18 protein-coding genes are annotated in these 22,006 nt (G+C 45.6%); 15 read left to right on the forward strand and 3 right to left on the reverse strand.

Features of this window, described 5'->3' with window-relative positions; translation table 11 throughout:
* Positions 1-126: 126 nt before the first annotated feature.
* The 4 genes from pepT (at position 127) to QZY95_RS05720 (ending at position 5,023) form a co-directional block, all read left to right on the forward strand.
* Positions 127-1,377 (forward strand): peptidase T, encoded by a 1,251-nt coding sequence (pepT, locus tag QZY95_RS05705; protein WP_290920432.1) that lies wholly within the window; start codon positions 127-129, stop codon positions 1,375-1,377.
* 382 nt (positions 1,378-1,759) lie between these two features.
* A complete protein-coding gene (locus QZY95_RS05710; protein ID WP_290920435.1) occupies positions 1,760-3,073 on the forward strand; it encodes an NCS2 family permease in 1,314 nt (437 codons plus the stop codon).
* Positions 3,074-3,235: 162 nt separating this feature from the next.
* On the forward strand, positions 3,236-4,204 hold the full coding sequence (locus QZY95_RS05715) for a hypothetical protein (protein WP_290920438.1): 969 nt from the start codon (positions 3,236-3,238) through the stop codon (positions 4,202-4,204).
* Positions 4,205-4,420: 216 nt separating this feature from the next.
* Positions 4,421-5,023 (forward strand): methyltransferase domain-containing protein, encoded by a 603-nt coding sequence (locus QZY95_RS05720; RefSeq protein ID WP_290920441.1) that lies wholly within the window; start codon positions 4,421-4,423, stop codon positions 5,021-5,023.
* Between the two features lie 374 nt (positions 5,024-5,397).
* Here QZY95_RS05720 and QZY95_RS05725 read toward each other — a convergent pair whose 3' ends face one another.
* Positions 5,398-6,069 carry a hypothetical protein gene (locus tag QZY95_RS05725; RefSeq protein ID WP_290920443.1) on the reverse strand — a complete coding sequence of 224 codons (672 nt, stop codon included), beginning with the start codon at positions 6,067-6,069 and terminating at the stop codon, positions 5,398-5,400.
* Positions 6,070-6,603: 534 nt separating this feature from the next.
* Positions 6,604-7,095 (reverse strand): hypothetical protein, encoded by a 492-nt coding sequence (locus QZY95_RS05730; RefSeq protein ID WP_290920446.1) that lies wholly within the window; start codon positions 7,093-7,095, stop codon positions 6,604-6,606.
* A gap of 422 nt (positions 7,096-7,517) precedes the next feature.
* Here QZY95_RS05730 and QZY95_RS05735 point away from each other — a divergent pair, with 422 nt between their 5' ends.
* From QZY95_RS05735 to QZY95_RS05785, 11 genes are all read left to right on the forward strand, one after another.
* A complete protein-coding gene (locus QZY95_RS05735; protein ID WP_290920449.1) occupies positions 7,518-9,386 on the forward strand; it encodes an ATP-binding protein in 1,869 nt (622 codons plus the stop codon).
* Entirely contained in the window at positions 9,386-10,765 is a 1,380-nt protein-coding gene (locus QZY95_RS05740; RefSeq protein WP_290920452.1) for a sigma-54 dependent transcriptional regulator, read from the forward strand. The genes QZY95_RS05735 and QZY95_RS05740 overlap by 1 nt, the downstream gene beginning before the upstream one ends.
* 279 nt (positions 10,766-11,044) lie before the next feature.
* Positions 11,045-11,809 carry an ion transporter gene (locus QZY95_RS05745; protein ID WP_290920526.1) on the forward strand — a complete coding sequence of 255 codons (765 nt, stop codon included), beginning with the start codon at positions 11,045-11,047 and terminating at the stop codon, positions 11,807-11,809.
* A gap of 327 nt (positions 11,810-12,136) precedes the next feature.
* Positions 12,137-13,492, forward strand: a complete 1,356-nt coding sequence (locus tag QZY95_RS05750; RefSeq protein ID WP_290920455.1) for a tetratricopeptide repeat protein — start codon at positions 12,137-12,139, stop codon at positions 13,490-13,492.
* Positions 13,493-13,743: 251 nt separating this feature from the next.
* Positions 13,744-14,916, forward strand: a complete 1,173-nt coding sequence (locus QZY95_RS05755) for a homocysteine biosynthesis protein (RefSeq protein ID WP_290920459.1) — start codon at positions 13,744-13,746, stop codon at positions 14,914-14,916.
* Positions 14,910-15,716 (forward strand): ATP-dependent sacrificial sulfur transferase LarE, encoded by an 807-nt coding sequence (larE, locus tag QZY95_RS05760; RefSeq protein WP_290920462.1) that lies wholly within the window; start codon positions 14,910-14,912, stop codon positions 15,714-15,716. Before QZY95_RS05755 ends, larE begins: the two co-directional genes overlap by 7 nt.
* Before the next feature lie 363 nt (positions 15,717-16,079).
* Entirely contained in the window at positions 16,080-16,349 is a 270-nt protein-coding gene (locus tag QZY95_RS05765; protein WP_290920465.1) for a zinc ribbon domain-containing protein, read from the forward strand.
* Positions 16,350-16,432: 83 nt separating this feature from the next.
* Positions 16,433-17,728, forward strand: a complete 1,296-nt coding sequence (gene purB, locus QZY95_RS05770) for an adenylosuccinate lyase (protein WP_290920468.1) — start codon at positions 16,433-16,435, stop codon at positions 17,726-17,728.
* Between the two features lie 32 nt (positions 17,729-17,760).
* Positions 17,761-18,333, forward strand: coding sequence for an orotate phosphoribosyltransferase (gene pyrE / locus QZY95_RS05775; protein ID WP_290920471.1), 573 nt, complete (start codon positions 17,761-17,763; stop codon positions 18,331-18,333).
* A 196-nt stretch (positions 18,334-18,529) separates the two neighbouring features.
* Complete coding sequence (locus QZY95_RS05780; protein ID WP_290920474.1) at positions 18,530-19,783, forward strand: L,D-transpeptidase family protein; 1,254 nt, start codon at positions 18,530-18,532, stop codon at positions 19,781-19,783.
* Between the two features lie 3 nt (positions 19,784-19,786).
* Positions 19,787-20,482, forward strand: a complete 696-nt coding sequence (locus QZY95_RS05785; RefSeq protein ID WP_290920477.1) for a hypothetical protein — start codon at positions 19,787-19,789, stop codon at positions 20,480-20,482.
* Positions 20,483-20,604: 122 nt separating this feature from the next.
* Here QZY95_RS05785 and QZY95_RS05790 read toward each other — a convergent pair whose 3' ends face one another.
* Positions 20,605-21,990, reverse strand: coding sequence for a sigma-54 dependent transcriptional regulator (locus tag QZY95_RS05790; RefSeq protein WP_290920480.1), 1,386 nt, complete (start codon positions 21,988-21,990; stop codon positions 20,605-20,607).
* Positions 21,991-22,006: the final 16 nt, after the last annotated feature.

The following is a 22,006-nucleotide window of genomic DNA, read 5'->3' on the forward strand; positions in this document are numbered from 1 at the left end:
GATCCTTAAATTATTCACGGTATGGACAAAATTGTGATGTGTAAAAAGGGAAGGGGAAGGTGTTTACTTTCTTTGGTAGCGGCGTATGCTTTGCGCACTATTTTTACCAATAACAAGGCAGTATATATGCAGACTACAAAAGATATGACTTCTTTTTTGACAGAACGGCTCCTTCGCTATTGTGCTGTGGACACACAGAGCGATGCTGCTTCAACCACCCGCCCAAGCACGGAATGTCAACTTGTTTTGCTTCGCATGCTCGTGGATGAACTGCACGAACTCGGCATAACGGATGCCTGTCTGACAGAGTATGGTGCTGTTCTGGCAACTATTCCTTCAAATGTTAAGCATACTGTGCCGACTATCGCTTTTGTTGCTCACGTAGATACTGCTCCGTCGTTCAAGGCAACAGGTGTTAAGCCGTTGCTGCATAAAGAATGGGATGGGGCGGATATCGTCTTGCCTGATAATCCAGAGCTTGTGCTTTCAGCCGAAGCTTTTCCTCTTCTTGCCGGAAAACAAGGTGAAGATATTGTCACTGCAAGCGGTACAACGTTGCTCGGTGCAGATGATAAAGCAGGCATTGCTGTTATCATGGGGGTGGTGCTCTGGCTTCGTGAACATCCGGATGTTCCGCACGGGGATATCCGCGTCTGTTTTACCCCTGATGAAGAAATCGGCGAAGGCGTTACCGATGAGCTTGTTCGTGATCTTGCATGTGATTTTGCATACACCATTGATGGTGAAGATCCGGGGACTCTGACGTACGAAAGTTTTTCGGCGGATAAAGCAATCATTACCTTTGAAGGCGTGTCTATTCATACCGGTTCAGCCAAAGATAAACTGGTCAATGCGCTGTTTCTGGCAGCAAAATTTATCAATACCCTGCCACAAAACAGACTCACACCGGAAACCACATCAGGCTATGAGGGCTTTATCTTTGCAGATGAACTTTCCGGTAATGCTGCTGAATGTTCTTTAGAAATGAATCTGCGTCATTTTGAACTGGACGGTCTTGAAGAGCAGCGCGAACTCATCAGAGAAGCGTGTGTTCTCATCGGGAAAACTGAACCTCGAGCAAAGATTACCTGTGAGTTTGCCGAACAATATCGCAATATGCGTTACTGGTTGGAAAATGATATGCGTCCTGTGGAGATTGCGCGGGAAGCGTTTGAGGAAGTGGGACTGCAGGTTGTTGAAGAACCTATTCGAGGTGGTACAGACGGATCGTTACTTACTGAGAAAGGAATACCAACACCGAACATTTTTTGCGGAATGCAGAATGTGCACGGCCCATATGAATGGGTAAGCATACAGGATATGGAAAAAGCAATGCAGGTGTGTGTACTGCTAAGTCAAAAGTGGGCACATCAGTAATAAAAACTTTCTAAGAGAGATTCTAACAGAAACGTGTATCAGTATGGGAGTAATGCTTCTATTATGCGACGCATAAGCTTTCGCATATGCATTTATTACGTCAGAAGAGTGGTGTAAGTCGTTTCTTCTTGTTTCTTGTGAAACACGTTGAGACACAAGGTGTGAAACACTTTGAGACAAGCTTGGCTCTTTTCTTGCGCTCTCATACGTTTTGGTGCATGGAGTGCGAGCCGACCGACTACCCATGGTCGGCTTTGCTGTTGTTAACGAGCAGAATCGCATTTTAGGGAGCACCTTCGACAAGGTGCGGCAATCCGTACGGGGACTGTACGGAGCGTTGAGGTGAGGAAATGCGGTGATGTTACGTAAGGAGGATCTTGTTGTGAACAAGGGATTTCTTGAGCGTATGTTCAAGCTGTCCGAGCACGGCACTACTGTAAAAACAGAAGTGACTGCGGGCCTGACTACTTTTATGACTATGGCGTACATTCTGGCTGTTAACCCTATTATTCTGGGAGCCGCAGGAATGGACCCGGCTGCGGTGTTTACTGCATCTGCAGTGTCCGCAGTTGTTGGTACTTTGATTATGGCGCTTTTTGCTAACCTGCCGTTTGCGCTTGCACCTGGCATGGGCTTGAACGCATTTTTCGCCTACACCGTAGTTCTTACTATGGGCTACTCTTGGCAGACTGCACTTACAGCGGTTTTCCTCGAAGGTGTAATTTTTATTCTTCTCACCGGTACCAACATTCGTGAAGCAATCATTAACAGTATTCCTGTTAACCTGAAGCGTGCTATCTCAGCAGGTATCGGCTTCTTTATCGCGCTTATCGGTTTTAAAAATGCCGGTATTGTTGTCGGTTCCGATGCAACCCTCGTAACTGTAGGTAACATTGCCTCAGCAGGTCCGCTTGTTTGTATCATCGGTCTTGTTATCATCGGCGTATTGTTCTCTAAAAAAGTTAAAGGCGCACTGCTTATCGGTATGCTTGCAGCTACCATCATCGGTATTCCTTTCGGCGTAACCGATCTGAGTGCGTTTAATACAGACCACTTGTTCAGCGTTCCAAGCCTTTCTCCATTGATGTTCCAGTTGGATTTCTCCAATGTGTTCTCTCTGGATATGGCAATTATCCTCTTCACTTTCCTGTTTGTTGATATGTTCGATACCGTAGGTACTCTTATTGGTGTTACTGCTAAAGCGAACATGCTTGACGAACGTGGTCGTGTACCGAATGCAAAACAGGCTCTGTTTGCTGATGCTATCGCAACTACTGCAGGTGCATGTCTCGGTACATCCACTGTTACCACCTTCGTTGAAAGTGCAGCAGGTGTAGCAGAAGGTGGACGTACCGGTCTTACTTCCCTGACTACAGCAGGTTTGTTTGCTCTGGCACTGCTCGTGGCTCCAATCTTCCTCGTAATTCCAGCTCAGGCAACTGCTCCGGCTTTGATTACTGTAGGTATGTTCATGATGAGCCCGATTCGTGAGATCGACCTTGACGATTACACCGAAGCAATCCCTGCATTCCTGTGTATCGTTATGATGCCTTACACATTCAGCATCGCAGAAGGTATCATCTTCGGTCTTACCTCCTACGTTGTTCTCAAATTCCTCACAGGCCGTCGTGTTGAGATTCCGACTCTCGCATACATTCTTGTAGGTCTGTTTGTTCTGAAATTCCTTATGCACTAGTTTGCATACGTAGTTTCAAGAGATAAAAAGCTCATAAGCCTCTTGTGTTCGCACAAGGGGCTTTTTTTATCGCTTTTCACGCAAATACATTGCCTTATCATAGGTTTTATCTGCCGTTATTGGGATAGTATGAGTAGGCTTTTTTATGAAAAGGAGTTTGCCATGGCCCGAGAACTGAGCAGTAAATTTATACATGATCTGCACGAAAACGGTCCCCTGTACCCGTTTCTGGAATTTGTCCGAAAAGATACATCTCTGGATATGCAGATTCGTCCGGATGAGGTGCATATTTATTATAGAGGCATTGCGCTGCTGATAGTCCGTTTACGGGCTGGAAAGTATGACATGCTGTTTAATCAAAATTACCTGACTAAAAGCTATCCGGTCGACCTGCCAAGCGTTGATAATACGCTGATGGACGAACCGGAACGATGGATAGATATTTTTGCAGAATTAAAGACCTGCATAGACGTCTACCTTTCCTGCAACGAAAAGACTGTGTATTCCTGTGAAGAACAGGTGGTGGTCAAAGACTTCTTGCAGACAACCATGCGCGAAAACAGTTATTCTGCAGTAGCTCCGCGTACTGATTATCATATTACCGACATCGATTGCCAAAGCTCGTTTTCAACCGGTGTTGTTATGCGCTTTGATATGCTCGGCGTATATTTACCGTCGGAGATCGGTGCACGGATTGATCCGAATCCGGCACTTGCAGTGTTTGCAATGCGGTTTGGAGCAATGAATCTTACAGGGCCGTATGGTCTTATTCCGTATCTCGATAAGCTTTTTAAGCTTGTTGATGAAACACATGCTCTGCAAGAGCTTGCAGAAGAAGTGGAAAACGTCTTCTACCAACGCAAGGAGCTTATGCTTCCCGGCAGTCAGGTAGGCCATAAAGGCGGTCTGCGGGAGATTATCAGCAATAAACCGCATCTCATTATCAATTTGGCAAATCAGGAGCCTGAAGGCTCAAAGCTGGCAGAACTGCTTGAATCCAAAAAGCTGCAAAGCGTAGTCGGATTGCTGAGTGACTCTCTCGATGTCAAATTTGTGCACTCAAGATTTATGGGATACGGCATCTATCGTAAGTGCCTGTACTCTATAGATGAGGTGAAAAACATTCTATAACGATAATCCTAATTATAATAGCGTTACTATTAAAAGTGCTCCTGCAATACTGTAGGAGCACTTTTGTTAGTGAGTGCTTATCAGTAGGTTTTTATAGAGAACTGTGGACATATTTGTTTTCAGCACGGTATTGTAGCTCTGAGTTTTTATGGAGAGGGCACCATAGTGTAGTGTATGAAAATGCATAAACGCATAAAAACTGGAGTGCGGTGGAGCATGTTGAAACCCAGTTTGGATGTTACGCAGAAAATTACTTCTGTCGTAAAAAGAAAGTACAAAAACGTTGCTGAGTCGTTGGAACACCAGTTTCGGTATCCGACGGGAAAAGATGGCTTACAGGGATTACAGTATCCTCAAGAGCTGATCGAATGGCTGCCGGAAGAGGTTGCTCAATGGTATTGCGGAGTGGGAAATCCGTTTTCATTGAGCGAAATCCGTTCAGGAGACCATGTCTTGGATATGGGCTGCGGAGCAGGAATTGATACTCTCATTGCAGCAAAGCTGGCAGAGCCTGAAGGCTCAAGCATCGGCGTTGATTTTTCAGAAGATATGATTCGTCGGGCGCAGAGTAATAAAGAGTTGGCTGGTGTAGAAAATGTTTCGTTTCAGGTTGTCGATGGAACGGAACTGCCGTTTATAGATGAGCAATTTGATGTGGTGACAACAAACGCCATGCTCAATCTTGCCGTGGATAAAGAAAGCGTACTTACAGAAGCATACAGGGTATTGAAAAGCGGAGGCAGATTGCATGTCTCTGACCAGATACTCGTGGGAGCCGCCATGTGCAGCGAGCAGGCAATGGACTGCTGGTTTAAATGACAAGGCGGCGCTATACCGGAAACGGAGTTTCTGGCACTGCTTGAAAAGGTGGGGTTCAAACAGGTCAAGAAAGTTGCAGACACGGGCTATAACAGCTCGGATGTAACAAACGGGATGCTGTTTTTCGCAAGTAACTAATTATAAAAGGATGAGCAAATTGCTCATCCTTTTTTCTTTTCCAAAAGACTCAATGACACGAATCTATGAAGGCTCGAGGTAACACGGCATTTGCCTGATATCTTTCTATGCACGCACGGCATAGGCAAAGATCTTTTAACACATTGCTTGAATATGCTCACGTCTTCTGAACAGCTGATCTTCTGTCAGGATGTGTAGGGAACATCTTTTATTAGCCTTTCGTTCATCGCTCCGCATTACTTCGTAAAACGTAAGATCAGACCGCCCTTGTAGAGTGGAAGCGGACGTCGAAATTTATCCGAGGGTAATACCTTCAGAACATCATTTTCCAGATTGATCGTTCCGGCGAAACGGTCTCCTAGCGGGAGAGAGCCGATAAGTGTCAGCGTCGGCTGTTCCACCGGTCGTACTTCCAGTCCGAATGTCATTGATTCAGTTTTCGTGAAGACAAAGAAGAGCAGGGTGTGAAAGACCCCCGAGCCGCTTCCGAAGCTTAACGTATGAACAATGTTGATTCCTCCGGTTGTTGCTCCAACATAGATATAGCCGAACTCGCTATCGCCGTCTTTGTAGTAGACGTACGGCATCGCTTCAGTCGTCCGCACATGTACTTCACTGAAAAACTGATTGCTGATGTTAGCGTTATGCACGTTGATCGAAAGAATCTGTGAACCGCTGTCAGAGAGCGGGCCCTGCATTTCTTCAACAATTTTCGGATTGATAAATTCCTCTTTAAAAAAACTGTAGGTAGAAGTCTGCCAGTCGGGATCTACCGTCCAGCTGGTAGAAATTTCTTTTGTAACCGGAGGCGGCAGGGGGTTTTCCTTTTCTTTTGCACCGTGTGCAAAAGGGGTAATCATACAAAGCATAATGAAGCTGCAAAGCAGCGAGCATAGGATACGAAACATCTGATACTCCCTGAAGCTGTATAAAAACGGAACTGCAAAGCATCTGCAAAAAGCGTTGTGCGGTTGAGTAGTGCAGATGAAAAAACAGGCGGGTATTCCCGCATCCGTCATTATTGTAGCATGTAAGAAGGTGTTGGTAATGTGATTTTTCCCCGCAGAGCAAGCGGAGTGATGTTTTTGTAGCTGAATAGGTGCGCGGGGAAGAATCGCTTGTGTGGCAGAAGCAGTCCATAGACGCACAAAACCCCTGACCGGGGTAAGTCAGGGGCACTGAAATTGTGTATGTTGCATAGGGGAAAGTGGATTACGGTAATCGTTTTGATCTAGCCCTTCACTCTCCCCCCGCTCCGGTGCGATTACCAAGACCGTGGCAGGGAGATGCATTGATCATGCATGAGTGAAGAACAAACCGTATTATCGAAAACTCCTGCTCAACTTTGCAGTGAGATTGGTAAAGTAAGGGGCGCAAGGCCCACAGAGGTGCGGCAACAAGCGTGCTGGTTGCTCTACCCGCATGTTGCCGCATCTGTTTTTTTAGTCGAAGAGCTTCGAGAAAAAGCTCTTCGCTTTTGGGGTGCTGTCATCTGTTTTCTGAGAATCTTCTGTTGCGGAATCAGTATCAGTGTCAGCGGTTCGGAACGCATCATTCGAATCAATCCAGTTTTTGGAGGGGATGAAGCCGTACTTTTTCATCATGCCCTCTTCGAACTCAACACGCTCTGCATGCAGCTTGGCGCGGAGTTCCTTCATGGCGTTCACGATCTTTTGAATATCGGAAACTTCGGCATTCGGATTATTAGTGAGTGCCCGAAGCATAGTTTTTTTAGCCCATAATTCTTCACGAATGGGACGGGTCTTTTCTGTATATGCCTTGGTAATTCTGTGTACATCCTGTTGCTGTGTCAGCGTCAGCTCTATTTTAGGAGCAAGAGCTTTTTTAGGAACAGCAATTTCAGTAGCGTCGGCAATAGTGCCGCTGGCAATTGAGAGTACGAGAATGAGAGCAATAAAAAGACGCAGAGCCATAAATAAGTACCTCATATATAAAAATGCAAAACAAGTATGAAAAAGAGCAGGTAAAAGGGTTTTGCACCGTATTTTTTTAGGGCGCAGCGTCACATCCTGAAAACAATTTTGTTGCCATACAATGAGAGGGTGAACTCATTATTCGTGACGCTGCGCTCTATACGCTTCAGCAGCCAGTCGGGGGAGCTAGCTTGCTTATGTTTTCCTATAAGCAACGGGTGTGCCAAAATATTCAACTCTCTTTTTGTCCTTGAATTACAAGGGAATAAAAAAAGTCGTGCTATTTCCTGTAGATCGGGGTAGAGACGCTATGTATAAAATCTTTACGTTTTGCGAAAAACGTTTAATTTTTAAACGTTATTTTGTGTAACAGCATAAAATTATAGTATTTTATGCCTAAGCTGTTTGGAGTAAAGAGCGCTATGCGTTCAAAAAATACACGTAAACAGACTGCGCCGAGCAGACTGCTTTCCCCGTATTGCATAGTAAGCGTGGTCTTACTTGTAGGATTAGGGGTCGCCTTTCTCACATACAATGCTATTCAGCAGAATATGAAAGAGTATGTTCGTCTTTACGAAGATAAGGGCGCATCGCTGATCACTTCTGTAGAAGCCGGAGTTCGAACAGACCTTCGCAGCAGAAATTCCACAATCCGTTTAAAACTTCTTCTGGATGAAATGGCAGATCGTCCGGAAATTTTCTTCATTGCCATCACGTTCAGTGACGGCACCATCATGCAGAGCAGCTTCAAAGAGGGACAAAAGCGAATGGAGTCCCAGTTTCTTCGGCGGATAAAAAATTTACCGTCAGGAGAAGAAGGGCGTTCAACAATATATACCGCGAATGAGCGGCAGATATTCCTCGCTTATCGGGCGTTTACTCCGCTTACCCGCAAAGAGCTTTGGCAAAAATTGCAGAAAGAGCCGACCTTGAAACCGTTAGAGCGCTTCATGCAATTGTTCCGTAAAAAGAAAGACGGGCAGAACTCGTTATCGGCAGCAACGCGACCGGAGAAGAAGGTTGATACCCAGAACTTAGCCAAGGATGTCAGTGCACTGCTTGAAACAGCAGGCGAGGATAAAGAGCCGCCTGTTATCTATGTAGGACTGGATGCACGCCCACTGCGGGAGTTGCAGCGGGCAAGTACGGTGCAGAACGTCATTGTCAGCAGCAGTGTACTGTTGCTGGCGCTGGTAGGCTTTCTTTCTTTGTATTGGGCACAAAGGGCCAAACGTTCCCGCCAGAATGCCGGACGCAGCCAGGCAATGGTGCAGGAAGTAATGTACAACCTGCCCGATGGTCTGATTGTCACGGACAGTAAGGATCAGATTGTTTACATGAACGAGCTGAGCCGCGTCATTCTGCATTGTACATCAGACATTGTAGCCGGACTGGATGCAGCACAGGTGCTGCTGCCGGATCTGGTTCCATACTATATTAAAGCGAAAGAAGGTTCTCTGCGTCGTGAAGAGGTTATTGAACTTTCTACAGAAGCTCTTCCGCTTGTTCCTGTGGGCGTTACCGGCTCAGTCATAAAAGACGAACATGGAGTCATTATCGGCACTGTTTTTCTTATGCGGGATCTGCGCGAAATGCACAGCCTCCAGACAGAGGTTGAGCGGAAAGGTAAGCTCGCCGCAATCGGTTCTTTGGCAGCCGGTGTTGCGCATGAAATCCGAAATCCGCTCAGCTCTATCAAGGGCGGGGCAACCTATTTGAAGTCGCAGTTCTCACAAGGCAGTGCCGGAGAAAAAACAGCCGCCATTGTTATTGATGAAGTGGAACGTCTTAACCGTGTAATCACAGACTTGATAGGCCTTTCCAAACCGTCCGATCTTGCTATGAAGCCGGTAGCTGTTGCAGGTGTTGTGGAACACTGTACCGCCTTGATCTCGCAGGAAGCAGAATTGCGTGATGTTACGTTGTCTGTGGAAATTCCCGAAAATGTACCGGAAGTTATGCTGGATAAGGACAGGTTTTCACAGGTTATTCTTAATTTATGTTTGAACAGTCTGGATGCAATGGACGATGGCGGTTCCCTGCAGGTCAGTGTTGTGCCGGAAACGCAGTCGATAAGTGTGATTGTAGAAGATGACGGTGAAGGCATGGATACTGAGACAAAAGAACGGATTTTCGAACCATATTTTACAACCAAGTCCCACGGAACAGGGCTTGGACTTTCCGTAGTTCATAAGATTATTGAAGCTCATAATGGAATTATTCGCGTGTTCTCACAAAAAGGAAAGGGAACACGATTTGTGATACAGCTGCCTTGCTTGGATAAGGAGTAATGATGCCAGCGCATATTCTAATTGTTGATGACGACGGTTCGCACCGCACGGTACTCCGCACTATTATTGAAGACTGGGGCTATCAGGTTTCCGAGGCACCTGACGGGGAAACAGCTGTGGCAATGACACAGGAACGACCGTATGACAGTGTGCTTATGGATATCCGCATGAGCGGGATGGACGGCATTACAGCCCAGAAGCAGATAGCAAAGCATAATCCTTCGATACCGGTACTTATTATGACAGCCTATTCGTCTATCAATACGGCTGTTCTTGCTCTGAAACAGGGAGCATATGACTATCTGATAAAACCGCTCGATTTTGATGTTCTTAAATTGACCATAGAGCGCATGCTCGATCATACACGTCTTGCAGAAGAGAACCGCTCGTTAAAAGAGCAGAATTCAGAGAAAAACCAATTCGGCATGGTCGGAAGCAGCGATCGTATGCACGAACTGGTCGAAACCATAACAACAGTTGCGCCAACTCATGCACCGGTTCTGATTACAGGAGAATCCGGCACAGGTAAGGAGTTGGTCGCTAAAGCCGTTTATCAGGCAAGCGAGCGCGCCGCAAAACCGTTTGTAACAATTAACTGTGCGGCGTTAAGCGAAAGCCTCTTGGAGTCAGAATTATTCGGGCACGAAAAAGGGGCGTTTACCGGTGCAGATAAACGCCGTGACGGATTGTTCTGGCAGGCGGACGGCGGCACAATCTTTATGGATGAGGTGGGGGAAATTCCCCTCTCCTTGCAGGCTAAACTTCTTCGAGTTCTACAACAGGGCGAGCTGCAACGTGTAGGCAGCGATGCTATTCTGCATGTAGATATACGCGTCATTGCCGCTACAAACAGGGATTTGCAGGAAGAGGTCGCAAAGAAAACCTTCAGGGAAGATTTATTCTACCGCTTGAACGTAATTGGCCTCGAAGTCCCTTCATTGAGAGAGCGGCAGGCGGATATTCCCTTGCTGGCAGAGCATTTTATGAACATGTATGCGCAGAAGTACGGCAAAAATATTGTAGGCTTTTCTCCGCAGGCAATGGATGCTCTTGTGAATAACCCATGGCAGGGCAATATTCGGGAATTGGAAAATACAATGGAACGTGCCGTAATTATGGCCACAACCGAATATGTTACTGATAGAGAGCTTCCTGCTACGTTACGAAAAAGTATGCTGGAACAGACCGGCGGCACTTCCGGTGGGGCAGACCTTCCATTGGGTGACGTTTCTTTAGAAAGCCTTGAAAAACGTGCAGTACAGGCTGCGTTGAAGAAACATAAAAAGAAAGTTGATGCTGCCAGTGCGCTGGGTATTACCCGTGCAACCTTGCATAGTAAAATTAAGAAATACGGACTGGAAGAGCAGAAACGAAAATAACAGGAGAACCGGAATCTATTCGGTTACTTCCCCATTATACCGTAGATGATGAAAGCGGATTACTTTGTATAGAAGTAATCCGCTTTTTTGTTGCAACAAGGTTGTAAGAAACACAATGTTGGAGAGTGCGTGCGATGGTGTATGAACATCCCTGTGGTTATATAATATTCAGGAAATACTGGAAAAAATATCGTATTAGGTAGTATGAAAAAGAAAAAATACAACAATATGGTGTAATACATGAAGAGAAGATCGTTGAAGCAAATAGTCTATCATACAATGTACCTGCAAGACACACTTGCAGGGAAGATCTTTAACGTCCTTTTAATCACGTGTATCGTACTGTCTGTACTGGTTGTACTGGCGTATTCCATTCCTTCCGTGGCGGCTGAATATTGGTATGCGGTAAATTATTTGGAATTTTTTTTCACAGTTCTTTTTACCATTGAATATGTTTTAAGAGTGTGGTGTTCTCCGTTTCCTAAAAAGTATATTTTCAGTTCTTACGGGGTGATAGACTTTCTTTCCATCGCACCTACATGGGTGACTATCATCTTTCCTCTTCTTCCTTCCTTGGCGCTCCTACGTCTTTTTCGAGTCTTGCGTATCCTCCGGCTAGTAAAGTTATTGCAGCATTTGAACGATACGCATTTAATGGTTCAAGTTTTGCGCAACAGCAAACGTAGAATTGCGGTGCTTGCAATGTGGATTATGGTGCTTGTGGTTATCTTCGGTACGCTTATGTATGTTATTGAAGGACAGGAGCACGGATTTACCTCTATCCCTACATCCATTTACTGGGCAATAGTCACACTGACTACCGTGGGATACGGAGACGTTGTTCCGGAAACGGTACTGGGTAAAGCCGTTGCGGCTTTAATCATGCTTCTTGGATATAGCATTATCGTAGTGCTTGCAGGTGTCATATCGCAAGAATTTGCTGATGTGAAAAAACAGGTGAACAAGATTGCATGCAGTGGATGCGGAATGACAGACCATGCGTATGATGCACAGTATTGTAAGCATTGCGGCACACGACTGTAGCACTGTTTTGTACAGTAAACTGTGTTTGTTTTTATGTGTTGATACTTTAATTGACACATATTACCATGCACTTACTTTGTTTATTGGAATTTTGTTTTTATTTTTCAATGATCCAATATTTTTTATGTATGAGCCGCGCAGAGGCGACAGTGTTGTAAAGCCTCTCATCATTCCTATGAAGCTATAATACAGTTATGTACGTATAGAAGATGAAGTATGCAGCTGTGTTGTTGTGACTATGATCATTTTTTTTCTTGTTAAATACTAAGAATACCCGTTGTATTTGTGTGACGGTGTGTCGATAGAACTAGCCGGGCTGGAGCTCTTATGTCGATGGAAAGTGTTTTAGCTAAAATGGAGTTTCGAAAGTTCGAGGCTAGCATAGTAGATTTCTTTTCCAAAAAGAATGGCTATGCGATTGTCTTGACTGAAGATACCAACTTTACGGCACTTTTGCGGCAAACACTCAACAAGCATCTCGGATTGCGGAATAAGTGTTTTTCGCAAGTCAGTACCGTTGAAGATACGATTAAGCAGATACGAAAAGAGCTTGCAGGCGGGAAAAAACTTCTCGTTTTTATTGAACGTATCCATAGAGATAAAGAAATGGCGTTTCTTGTACGTAAGGTTAAGAAGGATTTCGCCAAGTGTAAGGTCTTTATCACTATGACAGAAGCACCGCGGGAACAGTTCATTTTGTTACATGAACTGGGTGCGGATAATTTTATTACAAAACCCATCGCCATTAATACCTTTATCGAGAAGGTGGCACATAGCATCAAGCCGCAGGGAAAGCTGGGGCAGCTTATTGATATTGCAAAGACAATGCTTGAGCAGGGAGCGTATGAAGATGCCGCAAAAGTGGCGCGTACCGTGCTGAATGCAAAGCCGGATATGTCTTCTGCTCTGCTGGTTATGGGTGATGCGTATAAAGGGTTGAAGAAGTATGAACAGGCACACAAGTGTTACCTTGGTGCCGGTGATTCAGCACCGTTGTTTCTTGATCCGTTGAAAAAGCTGGCAGATCTGTACGGTGTTGCCGGAGTAAAAAAGCGGCAGCTGGATTGCCTGACAAAGCTCGATAAAATGAGTCCACTTAACGTGGAGCGTAAGCTGGATATCGGACATATCCATGTGGAGCTTGGTAACTACGTCAGTGCGGATGTGTATTTTGAGGGCGCTCTTCGTCAGGCGAATAAAGAAGCAATCGATTATGTAGGGAATGTGTCACAGCAAATTGCGTCTGCGTATGAAAAACGGGATCCGGCGCGAGCGGAGCAGTATTTACGCAGGGCGTTGCGAGCCAAAGGTGATAATCTCGATAAAGCGGATGTAGACACCTTTAACAGCCTTGGCATTGTGTTGCGGAAACAGGGGAAATGGCGTCAGGCTGTTCAGGAATACAAGCGGGCATTGCAAGTGTCACGCAGGGATGAGAACCTGTACTACAATATCGCTATTGCCCACGCTGAAGGTAAAGAGTTTGTGCAGGCGTCAAAATATCTTCGTAAAGTTATCCAGCTTAATGAAGATTTTGTGCGTTCAGAACCTGCTATTGCGTATAACATGGGATTGATATTTTTCAGGGCGGTCGATCACGACATGGCAAAGGTGCATTTGCAGATATGCCTGAGTCTCGATCCAAATCACCAAGGGGCAAAAAAAGTTTTGTCACTTATGTAAAAAAAATATTTCATAACAAAAAAAAGACAGCCTTTTTTCAAAAGTTGTTGCACAATCTACCACAGCGTAGTGCAATGAAATCAAAAAGGGCTGTCTTTTTTTGTATTGAAAATACAGGAAAAGGATAAAAAAAGCTGAAAAAAGTCATTGCTCACAGATTTGAAATCAGACTACTTGAGGTTATCTGCAAAAATTGATATAGATCGATTCACATCAAGAAAAACGTATATCTTCCTCGAGGAGGGGCGGAAGTGGCACACACTAAAGTAAACAAAACTATTGCTGAGATTAATGAGCGAATTCGTTCCGGTAAAGCTGTTGTATTGAACGCAGAAGAAATGACTGATGCAGTTCGTACAATGGGTAAAGAAAAAGCTGCCAAAGAGGTAGACGTTGTGACTACCGGCACATTTTCGCCGATGTGCTCATCCGGTCTTCTTTTCAACATCGGTCAGCAGGAACCGCCGACAATTAAAACATCCAAAGTAACACTCAACGGTGTGCCAGCATATGCAGGGCTCGCTGCTGTAGACAGTTACATCGGCGCAACTGAGCCGCGGGAAGATGATCCGCTTAACAAAGTCTACCCGGGTCAGTTTAAATACGGCGGCGGTAACGTTATCGAAGATCTCGTGGCAGGGCGTTCAGTAGCACTGCGTGCAGAGGCGTACGGTACGGACTGTTACCCGCGTAAACTGTACGAACGCGATATTACTCTTGCGGATCTTCCGCATGCAGAGTTGTTCAACCCGCGTAACTGCTACCAGAACTACAATGCAGCGGTGAACCTTACCAGTCGTATCGTTTATACATACATGGGGCCGCTTAAACCGAACATGCGTAACGTGAACTTCGCAACAGCCGGTTGTCTGTCTCCATTGTTTAACGATCCGCTCTTTAAGACCATCGGTCTTGGTACACGTATCTTCCTGGGCGGCGGTATCGGGTATGTAATCGGCGCAGGTACACAGCATGTACCGAATCCGAAACGAAACGAACGCGGACTTCCATTATCACCTGCCGGTACACTTGAATTGAAAGGTGATTTAAAACAAATGGATGCAAGATACTTGCGTGGTCTGAGTTTCTTGGGGTACGGTAACACCATGAGTGTAGGTGTCGGTATTCCGATTCCTATCCTTAATGAAGAAATCGCGTGGTACACAGGTGTGGCAGACAGCGACATCCAGATGCCGGTAAAAGATTACGGGCATGACTATCCGAACGGATTACCGCGTGTGCTGCAACATTGTACCTACGAGGAACTGAAGTCCGGTGAAGTTGAAATCATGGGCAAAAAGGTAGAAACAGTACCTATGACCAGTTACCCGATTTCACTCGAGATTGCAGACAAACTTAAAGAATGGATTCAAAAGGGCGAGTTTCTTTTGAGCGAACCAGTGGAAAAAATACCCGCATGGTAAATACTGCTAAACTTGAAGCCCTTGAGTCTAAACTCAAGGGCTTTTTTTCTCCTGTTCTGGCTTTTTCGGGCGGTGTGGACAGTCGTTTTCTTGCGCATGTCATGTATCGTGCCGGAATTACATTCACGGCTGTGCATATTACCGGTGAACACGTTCCGCGTGCAGAATCTGCTAAAGCACTCAATTGGCTGCAAACACACGATATTCCATATCAGGCTCTTCGTCTTTCTCCTCTGTCTGTGCCGGAAATCGCTGAAAACGGCTCTGCCCGTTGCTATCATTGTAAGCGTCTGTTGTTTTCTACTATTAAAGAGATGGTAGAGATCAATGACGGTGAGGGTGAGCAGCCGACAATTATCGACGGAACCAACGCATCCGACCTTGGTGAATATCGTCCGGGCTTGAAGGCGTTAGAAGAGCTGGGCGTGGTCAGTCCTCTTGCGTTGTGTGATATTTCTAAAGAAGAAGTGCGCGCATTGGCAGAAGCGACAGATATGGAACACTCAGACCAGCCTGCTACACCATGCTTGCTGACCCGTTTTTCTTATGGAACAACGCCGGACGAAGATTTGCTGCAGCGGGTGGAAGAATGTGAAGTTGCCCTTAAGCGGTACGGCCTGCAAAATTTCAGAGTACGTATCCTTGATGACGGCACGCAGGTGCTGCAAGTTTCTTCTGATGAAAAAGGTGTGCTCCATAAGCATCACGAAGCTATTGAAGATACACTGCGCAGTGCCGGATTCGATTCCTTTAAAATACACTGTTCCGAACGTGTAAGCGGGTTTTACGATCGTAAATAGGGTCATTTGTGATTCTATAGCACTACTGGACAACAGTGTCCTTCTTCTGTATCATCCCGACTTTCGAAAAGACCGCTAAGGAGAATTACAATGGCTCATAAAAAACATGAACGTAAGAAAGAACTCGATCGTCGTCGTCATCGCCGTAAAAAAGCAATGAAACTTCGCATCAAAGAAGCTATTGCTGCTAAGAACGCATAAGTTTCTTTACGATAAATTATCGGCTGCCTTAAAGCTCGATAATGTTTTCCAGCTGCACTGCAGGCTGGAGAACGGCATTTTTCTTGGCAGCGGTTTCATGTTTATTAACAGTGAAGCCGCTGTTTAGCTTTTCTAAGTTTTGTATTGTTGATGGAGGGTAGCATGCCCATTTACGAATATCGTTGTAATGCGTGCGAACAAATTTTTGAAGAATGGACCACTTCCTGCTCAGAAGGTGATGAGTCCATTAAATGTCCTGTATGCGGTGGAGTAGCCGAACGTATTATTTCCAACACTACTTTTGTACTTAAAGGTGGTGGCTGGTATGTTTCCGAATATGGAAAAAACAGTGCCGCATCGAACCCCGCTAAAAAGGATATCCCATCCGGTTCTTCCGGGTGTTCCAACTCCTCATCTTCATCTGCATCTTGATAGATTTTTCGGCGGCCAGTATTGGCTGCCTTTTTTATGCATAACAACCTTTTAACCGCAACCTTATGTAAGAGAACGCTAAAATGATCGATCGTTATACTCGCCCCGAAATGGGTCAGCTCTGGACGCTTGAAAATAAATTCCGCGTCTGGCTCGAAGTTGAAATCGCTGTTTGTGAGGCTTGGCACCGCCTTGGCGAAATCGATGATGAAAGTATGAAGCAGATTCGTGAGAAGGCCGATTTTGACGTGGACCGTATTCTGGAGATTGAGGAAACCACACGTCACGACGTGATTGCATTCCTCACTGCTGTAGAAGAAAAAGTTGGTCCGGCTGCCCGCTTCATCCACCTTGGCTGTACTTCTTCCGACATTGTAGACACAGCTAACGGCGTTCTGCTTTCCCGCGCAGGTGATATCATTCTCAAAGACTTTGAAAAAATGCTTGAGACCCTGAAAACCATCGCGCATGAGAATAAAGGTCGTCTGTGCATGGGACGTACCCACGGTATTCATGCAGAACCAACAAGCTTCGGTCTTAAAATGGCTGGCTTCTACGCAGAGTTCAAACGTCACTACGAACGTTTCAAAGCTGCTGTAGAGGGTGTACGTGTTGGTAAAATTTCCGGTGCAGTAGGCACAATGGCAATGATTCCTGCGGAAGTTGAATCCATCACCTGTGAGGTGCTCGGTCTTGCTGTAGACCCTATCTCTACACAGGTTATCAACCGCGACCGTTACGCTGCATACTTTACAGCTCTTGCTGTAGCAGCAGGCGGTATCGAGCGTCTTTGCGTAGAACTGCGTCACCTGCAGCGTACCGAAGTGCTTGAAGCTGAAGAAGGCTTCCGTAAAGGTCAGAAAGGTTCTTCTGCAATGCCGCACAAAAAGAACCCTATTTCTGCAGAAAACCTTACAGGTCTTTCTCGTCTTGTTCGTACTAACTCTGTTTCAGCTATGGAAAACCAGGCGCTCTGGCACGAACGTGACATCAGCCATTCCTCTGTTGAGCGTGTAATTATGCCGGATACCACCATCCTTATGAACTACATGCTGAACCGTCTGTCCAACCTTGTTTCCAACCTGCGTGTGATTCCTGAAAACATGGATCGCAACCTCGTTGGTTCAATGGGACTCTTCTTCTCCCAGCGCGTACTCCTCGGCCTTGTTGAAACCGGCATGGGTCGTCAGGATGCTTACGTAATGGTGCAGAAGTGTGCTATGGAAAGCTGGGACACAAAACAACTTTTTGAAGACCTCGTTCGAAAAGATCCAGAAATCAGCGCGCGTATTGCTCCTGAGAAAATGGATGAAATCTTCGACGCAAGCTACTACCTGCGCCATGAAGATTTGATTTTCGGTCGTGTGTTCAATTCTTAGATTTTATAGATAACAAAATTATGGAGCGGAAAATGGCAGAACTTAAAAAACGACTTGCAAAACTTCTGTACGAGAAGTCTTACAAAGAAGGTGATTTCACTCTCGCTTCCGGCAAAAAGAGTGATTACTACTTCGACTGCCGTCAGACCGCTCTGCACCCTGAAGGTGCGTGGTTGATCGGCAACCTTTTTTACGAACTCATCTCCGGTCTTGAGAATGCAGGAGAAGTAAAAGGCGTAGGCGGTATGACACTTGGTGCAGACCCGCTTGTAAGCTCTACTTCTGTTATTTCTTTTGAAAAGGGCGGACACCTTCCGGCACTTATCGTTCGTAAGCAGCCAAAAGGTCACGGAACAGGCCAGGGTGTGGAAGGTCTTGCAAACTTTGCAGAAGGTGATGTGGTTGTTATGCTTGAAGACGTAGTAACCACTGGTGGATCAGTTATTACCGCAATTGAACGCATTGAGGCATCCGGCCTTAAAGTATCTTGCGTGTGTGCTGTTCTTGATCGCGACGAAGGTGGCCGTGAAGCGCTTGCAGAGCGCGGCTACAACCTTGTATCTATCTTTGATCGTAAAGAACTTGTTGCGCTTGCAACAAGCTAATGCGGTTTCCAGGTAAAAGTTTAGAGTGCTCCTGCATGGGGGCACTCTTTTTTTACACTTTTTTCTGATACATAGAGCTGCAATTTCTTGACAACTTCCCTTGTCTCATGTCCTTTGTCAGATTGGATTTACAATTGCTTTAGACTTCAAACCAGTTTCTGCGTGCGGGATTTGCTCTCCCGGAATAAGGATGTTCATGCGCTTGTTTTCGTTACTTTTTCTGCTCGGTTTACATGTTTGCACTGCTTCTGTACCTGCGTTTGCCGGTTGGCAGGCAGTGGTTGCCGAAGAAGCCACAAAACTTCCCATGTTGGTTACGGTTGATAAGTCAAAGCAATCTGCCCGCTTTTTCGGGGAAAAAGCAGAACAGCTGACTTCTCAGCAGGTTCCGTGCAGTTCAGGGCAGGTTAAAGGCGACAAGCAGCGTGAAGGAGATAAAAAAACTCCGGAAGGCATCTATTTTGTCGAAAACCGCCGCACCAGCGGACTTGATTACTCGTTGTACGGGAAAGAAGCCTATACACTCAATTATCCCAATCCCGTAGATAAACTCCGCGAAAAAGACGGACACGGAATCTGGATTCACGGCAGGGGCACACCTATTGTTCCAAGAGAGACAAAAGGGTGCATTGCCATGAACAATCCGGATATTGCTGACCTCAATAAGCGAGTAACAATTAATACTCCTGTCATTTTGGCCGAACAGGTAGCACCATACTTTCAATCAAATGCAGAATTCAATGCATTGAAAGAAAAAACACAGCAATGGCTCACTGCATGGCAGAACCGTTCTCCAGAATATTTGAAAATGTTCTCTTCCGAGGCATATTCAAAAAGCATGAATGAGTCATTTACAGCATTTGCTAAAAATAAAGAGCGTCTTTTTTCAAGACTTCCATGGATTATCACATGGACAAATATGGTCAACGTACTTCAAGGACCAGACTACTGGGTAACATGGTTTGATCAGTACTATCGCGCTCCGAACCTTGTAACACAAGGTGTACGGCGTTTATATTGGCAAAAAAATGATGCCGGAGAATTTGTCATTGTCGGTATGGAATGGAAAGAGAGGCGTCTGGGCATGGAGCAGGCGTACCTTGACGCTATGGTAGCAAATGTGCATAACTTTCTTGATGATTGGGTCACTGATTGGAAGACTGGTTCAGTGGAGGGGTACATCAGCAGGTATGCGATCAATGCGGTACAGGGGTCGCGTCGGGGTATTGATGCCATAGCAGCACACAAGAAAAAGCTGTGGCAGCAAAAAAAACCTGTTGAAGTTGTGCTTTCTGACATCAAGATGTCTATGTCCCGTCGGGGGCTTGAAGTAAGCATGAATCAATACTATGGAGATAGTACCGGATACACAGACCAAGGGCGGAAGACACTTGTCTTGCTGCCTGAAGGTGACCATTGGGTCATTGTAAGTGAAGAGTGGAGATCCTGATAGATGAGTGAAAAGTATAGTGTCCTCATAATGCGTGATGATACGAACGTACGACGATACAGGGTGAGTTCGTCCAGCTTAAGGATGCTGTTGGTCGTGTTGTTCTGCGTAGTGCTGGTTGCTGTATGCGGAATATTTACCAGCTTTTCACTGTGGGAAAAGAACACTGCTTTAATGAATGAACGGCATGGCGTGCAAAAAGAACTGCGCGACCTCAAGGTGTATGTTGAACGCCTTGAAAATATAGAACAAATTTTACAATCGAACGATCCTGAAGAATTACAGGCATTGTTTTCATCCATGAGCGTGGCAGCATCTGCCGAATTGCCGCCACCAATCGATCTTTCTTCCATTTTGAAAATTGTTGATACTGACCTTGTAGAAGTTTCCAACCTGAAACTGCAAAAGGCGACAGGCGGCAACTTGCGTTTGTCTCTGAAGTTGGACAACAAAAATGCCAAGGGCAACATTCGCGGTTCCATTGCTCTTTCTTTCATTACAAAAGAAGGCAAGGTTGTTTCGATTGATGCCAACGAGAAAGATATGGATTTCAGCATTAACCGGTTCAAACGTATCGTAACAACCTTTGCGGTACCCGAAGCGATGCTGATGAACGAAGCGTATGCACTTCAGGTAAGTATTACCAAAAACAAAACCACATTATTGCAGCGTATCTATCCTGTGAAAGAGCTTTTGTAGCGTACAGTTGAAAGGAAAATGAAAAAGGGTGGAGTCCTAGGACTTCACCCTTTTTTGTTTGCAATGTGATGCAGACGCTGAACGCATAAAACAGCGTTTAGAGAGCCTCTATGTGCTGTCTCTTATTCTGACTGGATGTTGTATGAACGGAGCTTACGATACAGATAGCTGCGCTCTAAGCCGATGGCTTCAGCAAGTCTGGTAATGTTCCCGTCAAACTCTTTAAGCTTGGCTTCAAGAAAAGCAGCTTCAAAATGATTCCGCGCTTCTTTAAAGTCTACAGAACCACCGGAGATAAGCTGTTCAGAACCGGAAACAGGCTGCGGCATGAATTGAGAGAATTCAGGCGGCAGCATTTTGGCGGTAATAGTCTTTCCGCCGTACATAATCAGCATGCGTTCAACAAAGTTTTTCAACTCACGCACGTTGCCTGGCCATGCATATTGCAACAAGGCTTTAGTGGCATCATCATCAAATGTCAGCGGCTTGAATCCATGTTCAGCCACAAGCATGTTCACAAAATTTTCAATAAGCAGGATGACGTCAGAACCACGCTCACGAAGCGGCGGAACGTAGATAGGGAATACGCGTAAGCGGTAATACAAGTCTTCTCTGAAATTGCCTTCGCGGATCTCATCTTCAAGCGTCTTGTTTGTCGCAGCAATCACACGCACATTAACCTTGATGGTTTTGTTGCCGCCAACACGTTCAAATGACTGCTCCTGAAGAATACGCAGAATCTTTGCTTGCGTTTTCATGCTCATGTCCCCGATTTCATCAAGGAACAATGTGCCGTTGTTTGCCATTTCAAACTTACCGGTCTTTGGCTGGTCTGCTCCGGTAAACGCCCCTTTTTCATGACCGAATAATTCGGATTCGATCAACTCTTCAGGAATAGCCGCGCAGTTTACCGCCACAAGAGGGTTGTCTACCCTGCGTGAATGAGCATGAATAGAGCGTGCGGCAATTTCTTTGCCGGTTCCGTTTTCACCGGTAATCAATACCCATGCATCAGTCGGCGCAACCCGTTCAATCTGTTCGCGTAACTCAACAACAGGAGCAGATTCACCTGTGATTTCCACGGTCTGTTCAGTGCGGATGCGTGATTTAAGCGCAAGGTTCTCTTTGCGAAGATTTTGAAACTCCAGCGCCTTGTCCGCAGCAATCACAACCTTTTCAAGAGATAACGGCTTTTCAATGAAGTCATGTGCACCATATTTGATGGCGTTAACAGCAGTCTCAATATTTCCGTGACCGGAAATCATGATAACCGGCAAGGATTTGTCGTGCTGTTTTATCTGGGTCAGCACTTCCATGCCGTCCATACCGGGGAGCCAAATATCAAGAAATACGAGGTCAGGTGAAAGTTCTTTAACGGCTTTGAGTCCAAGCTCGCCGCTTTCTGCCTCTTCAACACTGTAGTCTTCGTCTTCTAGAATGCCGCGCAGCGAAAAGCGGATTCCTTCCTCATCATCAATAATTAATATACGAGCCTTGGACTGAGGCATAGCAGCTCCATGGGGT

Source organism: Halodesulfovibrio sp. (assembly GCF_015482765.1).
Classification (GTDB): domain Bacteria; phylum Desulfobacterota; class Desulfovibrionia; order Desulfovibrionales; family Desulfovibrionaceae; genus Halodesulfovibrio.